At 48.6% G+C, this 13,061-nt stretch carries 12 protein-coding genes and 1 tRNA gene; 2 read left to right on the top strand and 11 right to left on the bottom strand.

Translation table 11 applies throughout. The features are described from left to right. Nucleotides 1-345: 345 nt before the first annotated feature. A complete protein-coding gene (locus KO537_RS19770) occupies nt 346-768 on the bottom strand; it encodes a VOC family protein (protein ID WP_219235476.1) in 423 nt (140 codons plus the stop codon). Nucleotides 769-786: 18 nt separating this feature from the next. Then, a complete protein-coding gene (locus tag KO537_RS19765) occupies nt 787-1,425 on the bottom strand; it encodes an MliC family protein (RefSeq protein ID WP_131524607.1) in 639 nt (212 codons plus the stop codon). A 450-nt stretch (nt 1,426-1,875) separates the two neighbouring features. On the opposite strand from KO537_RS19765, the gene KO537_RS19760 reads away from it, so the two are divergent. Next, the gene (locus tag KO537_RS19760; RefSeq protein ID WP_113941250.1) at nt 1,876-3,204 is read left to right on the top strand and encodes a M48 family metallopeptidase; all 1,329 of its coding nucleotides are present in this window, start codon (nt 1,876-1,878) and stop codon (nt 3,202-3,204) included. A 45-nt stretch (nt 3,205-3,249) separates the two neighbouring features. Here the strand turns inward: KO537_RS19760 and KO537_RS19755 are convergent, their stop codons facing one another. The 5 genes from KO537_RS19755 to fdhD form a co-directional block, all read right to left on the bottom strand. Next, nucleotides 3,250-3,474: a sulfurtransferase TusA family protein gene (locus KO537_RS19755; protein WP_107946198.1), complete on the bottom strand. Its 225-nt coding sequence runs from the start codon at nt 3,472-3,474 to the stop codon at nt 3,250-3,252. Nucleotides 3,475-3,494: 20 nt separating this feature from the next. Beyond that, on the bottom strand, nt 3,495-4,532 hold the full coding sequence (locus KO537_RS19750; RefSeq protein WP_219235474.1) for a YeeE/YedE family protein: 1,038 nt from the start codon (nt 4,530-4,532) through the stop codon (nt 3,495-3,497). Nucleotides 4,533-4,542: 10 nt separating this feature from the next. Next, the gene (gene yedF / locus KO537_RS19745; RefSeq protein ID WP_107946196.1) at nt 4,543-4,776 is read right to left on the bottom strand and encodes a sulfurtransferase-like selenium metabolism protein YedF; all 234 of its coding nucleotides are present in this window, start codon (nt 4,774-4,776) and stop codon (nt 4,543-4,545) included. Beyond that, a complete protein-coding gene (yedE, locus tag KO537_RS19740) occupies nt 4,776-5,990 on the bottom strand; it encodes a selenium metabolism membrane protein YedE/FdhT (RefSeq protein WP_107946195.1) in 1,215 nt (404 codons plus the stop codon). The genes yedF and yedE overlap by 1 nt, the downstream gene beginning before the upstream one ends. Before the next feature lie 110 nt (nt 5,991-6,100). Beyond that, entirely contained in the window at nt 6,101-6,937 is an 837-nt protein-coding gene (gene fdhD, locus KO537_RS19735; protein ID WP_219235472.1) for a formate dehydrogenase accessory sulfurtransferase FdhD, read from the bottom strand. 141 nt (nt 6,938-7,078) lie between these two features. On the opposite strand from fdhD, the gene KO537_RS19730 reads away from it, so the two are divergent. Continuing rightward, nucleotides 7,079-7,173 (top strand) — tRNA-Sec (locus KO537_RS19730). 1,913 nt (nt 7,174-9,086) lie between these two features. Here the strand turns inward: KO537_RS19730 and selA are convergent. The 4 genes from selA to fdxH form a co-directional block, all read right to left on the bottom strand. Further along, nucleotides 9,087-10,508: an L-seryl-tRNA(Sec) selenium transferase gene (selA, locus tag KO537_RS19720; protein WP_219235470.1), complete on the bottom strand. Its 1,422-nt coding sequence runs from the start codon at nt 10,506-10,508 to the stop codon at nt 9,087-9,089. A gap of 96 nt (nt 10,509-10,604) precedes the next feature. Further along, a complete protein-coding gene (fdhE, locus tag KO537_RS19715) occupies nt 10,605-11,510 on the bottom strand; it encodes a formate dehydrogenase accessory protein FdhE (RefSeq protein WP_105250948.1) in 906 nt (301 codons plus the stop codon). Further along, the gene (locus KO537_RS19710; RefSeq protein WP_105250947.1) at nt 11,510-12,151 is read right to left on the bottom strand and encodes a formate dehydrogenase subunit gamma; all 642 of its coding nucleotides are present in this window, start codon (nt 12,149-12,151) and stop codon (nt 11,510-11,512) included. The genes fdhE and KO537_RS19710 overlap by 1 nt, the downstream gene beginning before the upstream one ends. Beyond that, nucleotides 12,148-13,059, bottom strand: a complete 912-nt coding sequence (fdxH, locus tag KO537_RS19705) for a formate dehydrogenase subunit beta (protein WP_276572378.1) — start codon at nt 13,057-13,059, stop codon at nt 12,148-12,150. The genes KO537_RS19710 and fdxH overlap by 4 nt, the downstream gene beginning before the upstream one ends. Nucleotides 13,060-13,061: the final 2 nt, after the last annotated feature.

The raw sequence follows: 13,061 nt of genomic DNA, 5'->3' as shown, positions 1-13,061 counted from the left end.
TATAAAACTGTCAACAAAAACTGACGCTCATTAATTTAAATGTGAGTTAAATACTAAAGTACGAAAAAAGTGAATAGGTAATTATAAGAACAAAAGAGTAATTTATTCGATAGGCATTGAATTTTTAATAAAAACTTTTGAATAAAAACATAATGGCATTGGCCGATCCATTATAAAATCTATCCGTTCCATAAGAATAAATTGAAATTTACAGTGAATGCCCAATAAAAATGATCAATAACTGATAATTTTCGAGGAACTTAACAGAGGTCAAACACTAAGAGTATTCCTAGTGTTTGACTGCATTAAATAGCTTGCGCGGTAATTCATACGAAATACTGAATCTTAACTCATTCGCTTAGCCATGACATGATTCGGATTCAATTGCAGTAAATCCCATAAGTTACCGTAGAGATCTTTAAACACTGCCACTGTACCGTAATCTTGTACTTGCGGCTCACGCGCAAACTCCACGCCATCGGCGACCATACGGCGATAATCACGCCAAAAATCATCGGTATTCAAGAATAAAAACACCCGACCACCCGCCTGATTACCGATAAAATTGAACTGCTCAGGTTTAGACGCCCGCGCTAACAAGAGAGACGCGCCCTTAGAACCCGGTGGGGCAACAACGACCCAGCGCTTATCTTGCTCAGCTTGATAAGTGTCTTCGACTAATTCGAATTTTAATTTATTCACATAAAAATCAATCGCCTCGTCGTAATCTCTTACGACTAAGGCGATATGCACGAGAGCTTGTTTCATGGCGACCTTAAATCAATCCTATTTGGTCACCAGTTTACAGGTCATTTCTGGTGCTTCGTAGCCCCAAACCACTTTAGCTTCGCCTTGATGTTCCCATAGGCTTTCATTGCGGCCTTGATACTTAGCGCCGCTGCCGCTGGGTTGCACAAACATTAATGAAGTACTATCACCATGTTCAGCAATCAGGGTGGCAGGTTCGGTTTTAAAATAAGTCACGACCACTTCGTTAGCTGGATTGCCGTCACAGGCATAAAACACTGGGCCGGTCATGTCGACTAAACGATATTGTGCCTGCAGTTCGGCAATGCGGGTTTGATAGCTAGATTCAATACACGCGTGCTTATCGTCGCTCTTCCAGCATTCATTACGGCCTTTCACCCAACCACGTTGCATCGCCTTTAAAGTAGGAGGTTGTTCATTCTTCGCTTTTTCAAGCGCTTGGCTATAAACCTTAGCTAACTGGTTATCAAGTTGGTTCAGCCCTGCATCCTTACAGACCATGTCTTCAATACTGCCAGCATTCACTTTCGTGCAGTCAAAAGAAGGTGCATTAGCCGCCATTACTCCCGCACTTAACGCGCTAACCATCACGCCTGCGGCACAGTACCATTTGAAACCCAATCGATTACTTATCATCTTATTTGTTAACTTAGCCATCTCAATTCCTTTGTATTTCTGTGGTTTGTTTCAACGCTTGCCATAGCTAACCCTATATAGGCTTAACCGAGCCTGACTCAAAGCACTATGCCTTGAAGAACCATGCCTTAAAGTGCACTCATAGTAATGTAATTTACTTTTATCTCGGTTCTAACTTAAGACTTAACCCTCAGCCGATATGCTGCGAAAACACCTAATTCTAGTGCGCTGCGAGGAAAATGCCCAGAGACTAAGAGCCACTTACCAATCTGTTCCGCCTGCATAATCGGACTCTCTAGCGCTAAAAAACCACAAAATTCTGATGAAATCGACCTACTCCAATTTGCGCATAGCTGATTAAACTAATGACAAAACGGTTAATTTTTTGCTTTGCACGCGATAGTGGTTGAATTTTCGAGTAAAATTGACTACTTTCACGCCGTTTGTCTCTTCACAAGGAAAAGGATCAACATGGAACAAGTTATTACCGCAGGGAACGAGAATCCCATTCAAATGACAGATATTGTCTATTCGAAGGAAAAATCGCTGTTCACTCTGTTAGCTATTATTTCTGGGATCGTCTGGGCGGCATTGATCATAGGCACTTTTGGCATGGCGCTGCTCTATGTGTTGATGTTTTTCATTATTTATCTCTTTAGCCACTCCGCCTTTATCAGCTACTTAAAAGGCACGGCTGTCGAAATCAATGCAGAGCAGTTTCCTGAATTACATAAACAATATTTAGCGTGTTGCGAACGTTTAGAAATGCGCGAGCCACCACGCGCTTACTTATTGGCAGCCGATGGCATGTTAAACGCACTGGCGACACGCTTCCTCGGTCGCAACTATATAGTGCTATTTTCATCGATTGTGGATGCGCTTGAGTCAGATAAAGATGCGCTCAACTTCTATATCGGCCACGAGTTAGGCCATATTCGCCGCAATCATATAGGTAAAGCGCCCTTCTTAGTCTTCGCCACTTGGTTACCTTTAGTCGGTGCGGCTTATTCTCGCGCCTGTGAATATACCTGCGATCTCCACGGATTACGTTGCTGCAACAGCTTACGTTCAGCCACAAATGCCGTTGCTGTGTTAGCCGCTGGTGTCGAGCAATGGAAACGTATGAATGTGGATCAATATATCCGCCAAGCCAGTGAGTCGAGTGGTTTTTGGATGTCGCTGCACGAGCTTAATGGCAGCTATCCTTGGTTGACCAAGCGCATGGCGAGAGTCCAAGCCAAAGCACAAGGAGTGGAATATGCACCGCCATCACGCAGTGCATGGGCCTATGTACTCAGCTTCTTTATGCCACGTTTAGGCACAGCGGGCGGTGGATTGATAATCTTCGCTGCGATTATTGGTATTGCTGCAGCAGTCGCGTTGCCAGCGTATAAGGACTATCAAGAGAAGATGGGTGCCGCCACGAGTTATGAGGCGCCAACCACGACCGAAGCCACACCAGCAGCATTGAATGTACCCGATGCGGCACTGGCCATTGCCAGTATCGACCAGCAACATCAAGCACTGGCACCGATCACTGACATCTTAGTCGGCTACTATCAAACCAACAAAGCTTGGCCAACCGAATTGGATGTGCTTGGACTCACGGACGAGCAGATTGCGACATTTAATCTGTACACAGATGGCATAGTCGGTTTTATAGGAAGCGAAGCACTCGGGGATTATCAAGGCTATGAAGTCTATCTATCGCCTCAAGTTGATGAGCAAAATAATATCACTTGGGTTTGCAGCAGCAACGGTATTCCGGATGAATATCTGCCAGTAGATTGCCAAGGCTAAGATCAAAAAGCGCTGCAAATGCAGCGCTTTTTAGTTGAGGACGAGTTAGCCTTTTTGAATCGTCATAGTCCAAGCAGCATCGCCCTTCTGGGCAAAGTGTGTCACCTCATGCCCAGCTTCAGCCGCCCAGCGGGGAATATTCTCAGTTGCTTGGCCACAATCGTAATCCAGTACCACTTTATCGCCAGTCTCAAGACTCGCAATTAAGCGTTGTAACTCAATTAAAGGAAAAGGGCATAGCTTACCCGTTGTGTCGAGATACTGTTCCATATACAGCTCCTTTATAAAAGTTAAATCTGCGCAAGACGCATTGGCCTCAGTAGCGCAAAATAGTTAAAGCACCAACTGCCAAATAAAATAGCAGGGATAAATAGCCAGCCTTGCCACGACAAATAAGCCGTGCCAACGAGCGCATTACCAAGCATGCAACCTCCGGCAAGTCCGCTCCCCACGCCCATCAACAGGCCACCAATAAACCCAAATAACGCCACTTTATGACCAGGGTAGCGCCAGCGCTGCTCAGCACTGCCCCGGGCAGCGATAAAAGCGCCTACAAATAATCCCAAGAGAAAATATCCAGGCCAACTAAAGAACTTAGTGTTACCTGTGGTGACAAGATCCCATAACTGCGCACTCGGGCCACTTATCCCAACACTGCCTACACGGCCACTTTCAAGACTTGCAGGCCATGCAAGTAGCGCCAGTAAACCAATCAGCAAAGCACTTACAAAGGGATGCCAGCGCGCTTCAAACAACCAATGAGCTAAACCCGTTTTACGGGGTGCCATCAGTGCAACCGGACGTTTGCGGCGTTTGAGATAACCCAATGCCAACCACAATGTGAGTAATACGAGGACAAGCACGATCACCCAAGGGGAAACGCCCAGAGTTTGATAGAGCGTTTGGTCCTCAAGTTGATGCTGTTTAAAAGGTTTAAGTAGACCTTTCACCTCATCAAGACGCACTAATTTACTGGCAGCAATAAAACCGAGAACGGCCATCACACTAGCAGCCAACCCTTCGGCAGCGCGGTAATAGGCGCCAGTGGAGCAGCTTCCCGCTGCTGCCATACCCACACCAAACAATACACCACCGACTAAGGTTGCCAACCAAGGGAAATGCCCTTCTGGCAATTTAACCCAACCCCATTCGTAAAACAGGAACAGCCCTAGACTTTGGATGCTGATGGCAATCAAAATAGCGATCACCATGGTAAAGTCTCGTTGCAGATAGGTATCGCGGATCCCGCCCGCCATACAAAATCTACCCCTTTGCATCACAAATCCCATGGCTAAGCCAATACCTAAGCCACTGAGAATAGTCAACATAGTCCTATCCTCAACGCTGGATCAGATAACGAATAGTCGGACCATTCTGCTCAATTTCCAGCACTTTATAACCATGATTTTTAGCGTCGAGGGGAATGTTGTTAATAGACTGCGGGCAGTCACTAATCACCTCGAGAATTTCACCGGGCTTTAACTTTGGCATAGCCTCAAGGGTAGCCACTGCGGGATAAGGGCAAGGTTCACCCACCATATCGAGTTGATAATCTGGAATATATTGAGCCATTACGCCGCCTCCGCTAGCAATTGTTCATCACGCTTCGCCTTACGGGCAAAGAAACGTTTTTCCCACAGCAACATAGCGCCAAAGGAGAGCCCCAGCAGCACATAGGTCAGCAATAATCCGCCTTTATCGCCAAAGCTGGTCAGTAAATTAACTTTGTCCCAGTTCGTTGCTAATGGCTGAGCGATATCATCCCAGTAATACGCCAGTAAGGTTGAACCCAACACGTTACCTAAGCCCACCCACCAGAAATGCACTTGGCCTTCGACTGCACGATACATCCAACCCGTTTCACAACCACCAGCCAGTACAATACCAAAACCAAACAGTAAGCCGCCGATCACCGCATTAGGGCCAGCCCACATGATCTTAGGTGGCACACCCAGTTGCACATAGCTGTAAATACCTATCGCACTGACCGCCATGCCTAAGATAATCGCCTTCGCCATGTGAGTACGACCAGTGATCCACATATCGCGGAACGCTGAGGTAAAGCAGATTTGGGCCCGTTCGATTAATAAACCAAAACCAACACCACAGAGCATAGCAATGCCGAGTTTTGGCGCATTGAACATAGTTAACAACCCCCAACCGACGATGCCTACAAACACCAACATACCGATGCGGAAACGACGTCTAGCTTGGTTTTCGTCCTGCTTGATTGAAGTCGCTTTATTTACCTTTTTCAGTTTTATCGGAATACGGAACATAGGTAGTAAGGTAAATCTTGCACCAAAGTAAGAACCTGCCGCAGTCGCCAAAGCAAAGAACCAAGCATGTAAAGAGAACTGCGGAATACCCGTGAAGAAGGCGGCAAGGTTACAACCCATAGCTAAACGGGCACCAAAGCCAGCAATAATGCCGCCGATCAGTGCCTGAGCAATACGGATACGGCTCTGTGGCATACGCAGTTTGACGTTATTGGCCCAAAGCGCAGCAGCAATACAACCGCCAAACATACCGATAATCATCATGCCGTCGATACGATCTAGAGGAGAGCCCTGCAGACCTATCACTTTGAAATAACCCCAAGTTTCTGGTTCTGCACCTAAAAACTGCAGTAAATGACCACCCCAACGAGTGAATTCCCCAGTAACGGCCCAGAAGGTTCCGGTCAAACCAAAATAGTAAGTAGAAAGGATACCCGCAGCGATAACCGCTGGCATAGGCGCCCAAAAACGGACTAAATATTCTTGTTTAAATTGTTGCCATGTCATGTCATTACCCTAATGAACGAGACTATAAAAAATAAGCGCAATGCGCTTATAACCTGTGTGCCAGAGTGATTGAAGTCGTTCGACAACTTCAATCACAAGTGGCCTCACGCTTAAATGGCTTTAGCTAAGCTGACACACTGCTGCCCCAACAGGCGATAACCGTGGGTGTAAAGCGTTGCCCTGCCATTACGGCAAAAACCGATAAGCGTGATATTGCTTTTCTCTGCTAATTCCAACGCCAGTGAAGTCACGGCGGACATAGCAAACAGAATTTGGATATTGGCACTAGCGGCCTTTTGCACCATCTCAAAACTCGCGCGACTGGTGAGCAATACGGCCACTGGACGTTCCACATTGTGAGCGGAAAAGGCGCCAATTAGCTTGTCTAGTGCGATATGCCTGCCTATATCCTCATAGGCGGCGATGATCTGTCCTTGATGGTTAAGCCCCATGGCCGCATGAGTGGCGCCCGTCAGCTTAAAATGTTGTTGATTCTCTTTAATTTGCCCAAGTGCGACCTGTAAATGTTCGATATCGAATCTGGCATCTGAGTCTACCCGCATCACAGGCTTGACGGCCTCTTCGAGCTGGGCGACGCCGCACAATCCACAACCTGTGCGCCCCGCCATATTGCGCCTTTGCTGCTTGAGTTCCATAAAGCATCGTTGGTTGATTTCCACTTGGATCAACACACCTTCACTGGTGAACTCGAGCTCCACCCCTTTGATATCATTGATATGGGAAACGATACGTTCAGATAACGTAAAACCAATAGCGAAGGCTTCTAAATCTTGAGGACTCGCCAACATCACGGTATGGGCTATGCCGTTATAGACCAGTGCGATCCGCACCTCATTAGCTAAGTAGTCTGTCAGCTCAGATGCCTGTCCCTGTTCTAAAAGGGTCACTTTTCTTTCTGTGACCACTGCATGTGAATGATATTCCATAGCGACCCTCTAAACTCATAAATTCAAATAAAAACAATAAGTTTGCTTGTATATTACGACTCAAGTCACAAACCTATTAATGAAATGCAAATACACTTGATTCATCTTTACGCATTTTCTACTATCCCTAGGTCTTCTATTGGAAGAACGTCGTCTCCGGTGAGGCGTCCGGATTTCAAATCCGGGTAGGGCTGCCAGCAGTCCTGGGTAGGTTCGACTCCTATGTTCTTCCGCCAATTCTCATGGGAAAAAAACAACTCGGCATCCCGAACTTCTCGGCTATTACTGCGATACTTCCTACGGGTAAAACCACTTCTGTCAAAGAACTCAAGCAGTTGAATACTCACCTTACGCCCAAGCCCAACCATGTCTTTAAATTCTGCCGTTTCGAGCTTGCCGTGTTCTGCAATATGAGTACGCACTAAGCTGGCGTAGTAACAGATTTGCTCGCTGAGCAAATATCTGTCCTTCACCACAGCAGTAATAAATCCCTGCTGCACCAGCTGGAAACACAGCAGCCTTAATTTGGCAGGTTCTAGCGCAAGGTATTCGCCCATTTCGGTGACCCATACAGGGGCGGTTTGCTGAGCCAGCCAAGGCGCAAGCGCCTGCCAACAATGCTGAGCCTCAGCATCTAGCACTATTTTGTGCTCGGCCAATTGCAACAGGGCGCCACGCAATACCATGCGTCCCTCTTGGCAAAGCGTGTCGAGCACTTTATTGGCTAATTCGGGCGGCAAAGCGCTATGGCTCATGCGTTGCAGGCGATTACGTCCCAACCCAAGTTGGTCGGGATGCTGTTGATGGAACTCGCTAAGTAAAGTAATAAACTGTTGTTTTTCTTGCTCAAGTAAACTTGTCGCTATAGCAAATGCCCCAAAACGGACTAAACCCGCTTGGGCTAACAGCATAGCCAGCCCTTCGTCAGTTAATTGCCAACGCCACGCGATTTCATCAAGCTCTAGCGCCTGAGTTTGGCCGAGTAAAGCCACCACATGGGCAGGATTATCCAAGCGTGCTAATTGCAGTAATCTCGCGACTCGTTCAGGCGTACGTTTCTTACGATTAGGGACTTTCAACGCCAACACTCGCCCCGCACCTAAAGTCTGTTTACCCCCAATGTGTCGCAGGACAATTCGATCGTCCTGACATAGGAGTAGTGGCTTTTCGAGTACTAACTCCGCCAGACAGAAGCCTTCTTCATCAGCTTCATTTAACAGGGAAACTCGACCTAAAGTATGATCGGCGCCATGGTGACAGTGGACATTTTGCCAATGCACTAATGACTCACAGCCTAAAAAATCGAAGGCTCGAATGTGCACAACGGGGCGGCTACAGAGCTCTGCTTGAGGCAAACTGCTCAGCCAATCGCCACGCTCTGGCTCCCTATGGTTATCGACACCCGTTAAATTGAGTGCTACGCGTGTACCCGTGACAGCCCTTTGGGCTTCTTGTCCCTGACAATGTATGCCTCGCACTCTGAGTTTGGCCTTTTGCCCTGAGCTAAAAAGACTATCCCCCACACATACGCTGCCGCTGATCACTGTGCCCGTCACGACACAACCCGCACCTTTCACACTAAAGGCGCGATCGAGCGTCATCCTAAAGCTGCTGGCATCCTCCGCTCGCTTTGACTCTTGCTCACCTAAATCAAGAATATGCGTCTTCAGCGCCGCCACGCCATTGGATGCTAAGTCGGCGGTTCCATTCGCCGACACTTCAAAAACACCACTGGCCTCAATGCCATACTCGGCCAGCAAAGTAAGTCCATCGGCGACAAGCTGTGCCGCCGTGCCACTATCAACTAAATCCCGCTTAGTTAGCACTAAGGTCAAACTGTGCAAAGGTAAGAGCGCAAGAATTTGCAGATGCTCACGGGTTTGCGGCATTACGCCATCGTCACAGGCCATCACCAACAGGGCGTGTCGAGCATGACTCACGCCCACCAGCATATTGTTGATAAATTTTTCGTGGCCGGGCACATCGATAAAGGCAAGGCGCGAACCATCTCGAAGTGGCATAAACGCATAGCCAAGATCGATCGTCATACCACGGCGTTTTTCCTCCGGCAGACGATCGGTATTCATCCCAGTCAAAGCGCGAATAAGCGTACTCTTGCCATGATCGACATGACCCGCAGTCACAATGATCACAACTGCACACCTAACGTACTCAACTCGGCGAGGAGTTCAGCTTCACTATCAAGACCGCGCAGATCTAACCTGAGTTGGTCCTGACTCATGCGACCTATGATAGGCCGTGCCGCCTGCTTAAATTGTTGTTCTAACAAACTTAAACTACCGCCATTGAGTGCGGTAAAACACAACGCCACTGAGGGTAAAAAAGTATCTGGCTGTGAGCCACTGCCGACTTGTGTTTGGCACTCGACTAACTCAATGCGATAACAAGGTTCAAAATGTGGAACCAAAGCTTGCTGTAAGCGACGACCAATCTGCCATAACGTCTCTTGGCTACGGGCAAATTTCGCCATAATAGGCAGCTCAATGTCTAAGGTTTCAGGGTTAAGATAGTGGATCAATGTCGCTTCTAACGCCGCCAAAATCAGCTTATCGCAACGCAGGGCGCGCTTTAGTGGATGACTCTGTAACTTCTTAATCAGCGACTGTTTGCCAACGATCAAACCAGACTGAGGGCCACCCAATAGTTTGTCGCCGGAAAAACTGACTAGATCAACCCCATCGACTAGCATGGCTTGGGGCGTAGGTTCTTGTTTTAGGCCAAAGCGGCGCAGATCCGTCAGTGAACCGCTGCCAAGATCTGAAATGAGTGATATGCCACGCTCACGGCATAACTGACCCAGCCTTGCCTCCTCCACTGCGGCAGTAAAACCACTAATATGATAATTACTGGTGTGGACCTTCATTATCGCAGCGGTATTTTCAGTAATGGCCTGCTCATAATCCTTAAGGTGAGTCCGATTGGTGCTGCCGACCTCGACTAAGGTGCAGCCCGCTTGGCGCATAATGTCAGGGATGCGAAATGCGCCGCCAATTTCCACCAACTCACCACGGGAGACTATGACTTCTTTCCCCGCCGCCACCGCAGAAAGCATCAACAAAACCGCAGCGGCATTGTTATTCACGACACAACAAGCCTCGGCATCTGTTAAGCGCTGGATTAAAGCACTGATTGCATTATCCCTGTGACCACGTTCACCTGCCGCAAGCTCAAACTCCAGCGGTGTGGGGTAGCGCATAACAGAAGTCACGGCTCGAATTGCCGCTTCTGACTGTTGCGCTCGGCCAAGGTTGGTATGCAATATGGTGCCAGTGAGATTCCACACAGGTTTTAAGCTGTGCCTGTAATCATTAGACAGTCGATCAACCAAACATCTGTGCAATTGCGCAAGCTCGCCACACCATGTCGGCAAACGGTGCTCGCGGCCGATTAAGCTGCGCGCCGCCTTTAACTGGTTATCCAGTGCGGCCTTTACTGCCGCTTTGCCGTAGGACTGCTGCAATACCACAAAACTAGGCTCTGCAAGTAGGCTATCCATTGAAGGCAAAGCTCGGTACAGAACTTGTAGTGTTTCAGGTGCTTGGGTCATCATCTGTGTCATTTTGTTTATATTATTGCCATTGGTTTATAAAAAGCAGGAAGGGATCAGCAACCCGACTCCCTCCCGCATTTGTTTAAGCTATGTGGCTTACGTGGTTTCGTGGGCCAGTAGCAGTGGGTTCAGTGTTGTTGCACCAAAGCCCTTAGCATTTAGCTCACTGTCTAACATCAAGGTTGCGAGATCGTCTGCCGCCACATCCATAGACGGCGAGTTTTCGACGAACATCATCTTGGTATAGCCATGACATTCATCGCAGCTTTCGATCCGCACTTGAGCCTTGGCATCATCTAGCGACCAAATCGTCATCTCTTTGTCCTGACCGCAACTGGTGCAATGGGCACGAATGTAATGCCATTCGCTCTCGCACAGACTGCAATGCAGGTAGCGCAAACCAGCTCGGGGCTGATCGACAATCACACTCGCCACCGGATGACATCCACAAACGGGACACATACTCTGCTGCGCCACCTTGCACGGATCCATCCGCTTGATGACCATAGGTGCCCAATGCGACCAATAAACGCCCATCGCCGCCCAGATGAATAAGCTAAAACGGGCAGGCACTTCACTGACATGCCCTTGGCGTAGTGAACGCCCCCACGAACTCAGTTGCTCGGGTGATTGCTGCATCAACAAACGCACTACCCGAGCTATGGATTCATCCACCTGCGGCAACAAATCACTTAACAGTTGCTGTAGCAGTCCTTGCCAATAGCTATCTGCCTCTGAGCCCAACAGAGAAAGCGGAGTCGCCTCATCTTCCCCCCAAGCGAGAAGCTTACCGAAGTCAGCCTCCTGCGCTAACCTGGCCTGTATAGAGACCAAACGGCGACATAGCTCAAAGTAATCAGCCAGCGGCGAGTCCTTGGCCAATGACAGCAAACGCTGCGCCCTTCTGTGATACACAGCTTGGGGATCTGCCGCTTTTAACGGTTTAAGTTCCAGCGGCGATTCGCTGCCTTGGGCCAGAGGTATCTCGGCTGTATGACTCATTAATGTTTCTCCACGTCCGAATGTTCATCCAACATCACAGGGTGATGTTTGCGGCACCAAGCCTTAGAGACTTTGCCGTAAAGCATGCCCTTAACCGACCCTTCTACCCATGTCGCCATCCAAAAATGTACCATCACAAAAATCAACATGATGAGCGCACAAATGGCGTGCAACAGAATCGCCCAACCCACCACAGTGGCTGAGAAATAGGGCGCAAAGTAAGGCTGCCACATGATGATTCCCGTCACCGTTAAAGTGATAGATGTCAGCACGAAGGCGCGAAACAATACCTTTTGCCCAGGGTTGTAATGGCCGATAGGCGGGATTTTCTCCTCGTTCTCGAACATCACATCCTTAATGGCGAGCATCCAAGCGAGGTCGTGCTTTTCCCATTTGTTGTGTTTGTAGTAACGCACCAACATCAACATCAGAGGTAAGCACATCATCAAGCCCGCAATGGGATGAATAAACTTCGCCAATTGCGGTGTGCCCGCTATCGCCCCAAGCCATTGAAACGACGGATAGAAGAAGGAAAAGCCAGTGAGAAATGTCACTAGGCCAACCGCCACAATGAACCAATGACAAATGCGATCGAACAGCTTGTGACGCACTATCATTTCTTGCTTATCATGCTTGCTCATTTGTCGGCCCCCTCTTCCTGCTTAGCCTCTTCCTCTGGCGGTTGATAACCCGGTTGGTCTTCTTCGACTATATTGCGACCGACGGTGATCTTATGCAGACAAGCGACGGCGGCAGTGGCAAGAATGCCCATAGTGCCTAAAGGTTTGACCCAGTTCTGCCACAGAGTGAGTGACAGTGGGATCTGCGGGTTATCGGGCATGTTGTAGCTTTCGGGCTGATCGATATCGTGCAATATCATCATCATACCCGTACCACCTACGCCCTCAGGGTTATAAAGTCCTGCCTTAGCAAAGCCCTTTTCCTTCAGTTCTTCGACCCGTTTTTGCGAGTAGAACAACATGTCCTCACGGGTGCCAAAACGCAGCGCCCCTGTGGTACAGGACTTAACGCAGGAAGGTTCCAATCCCACAGCCAAACGGTCAGAGCACATAGTGCACTTGTAGGCCTTGTTATCCTTAGGATCGATTTTGGGCACATCGAAAGGACAAGCACTGGCGCAATAACCGCAGCCGATACATTTGTCCGAATCGAAGTCCACCACACCATTGGCGTGCTGGATAATCGCGCCCGAGGTCGAACAGGCCGTTAAGCAGGCAGGGTCGGCACAGTGCATACAGGCCGAGTGGGTAAATTGCCAACGCAGCTTGTTGCTTTCCATCACCTCATGGAACTCCATCAGGGTCCAACATTGGCCCGATAGCGACATAGGGTTTTGGTAACTGCCTTGGAAAGTACCTACCTCTTCCCGTAAATCATTCCACTCAGAACACGCCACTTGGCAGGCTTTACAGCCATTACACTTAGTGGCGTCGAACAGCTTGGCGACCTTTTCTGACGAATTACGCCCCTTTGCCGCAGGCGTCACCGCTGAAGTACCGGAGCGGCGGATAATGTCTTGTGATGCCATAA

Source organism: Shewanella sp. NKUCC01_JLK, assembly GCF_019345615.1.
Classification (GTDB): domain Bacteria; phylum Pseudomonadota; class Gammaproteobacteria; order Enterobacterales; family Shewanellaceae; genus Shewanella; species Shewanella oncorhynchi.
The sequence above is the reverse complement of the archived record's forward strand: the minus strand, read 5'-3'. Positions and strand labels throughout refer to the sequence as shown.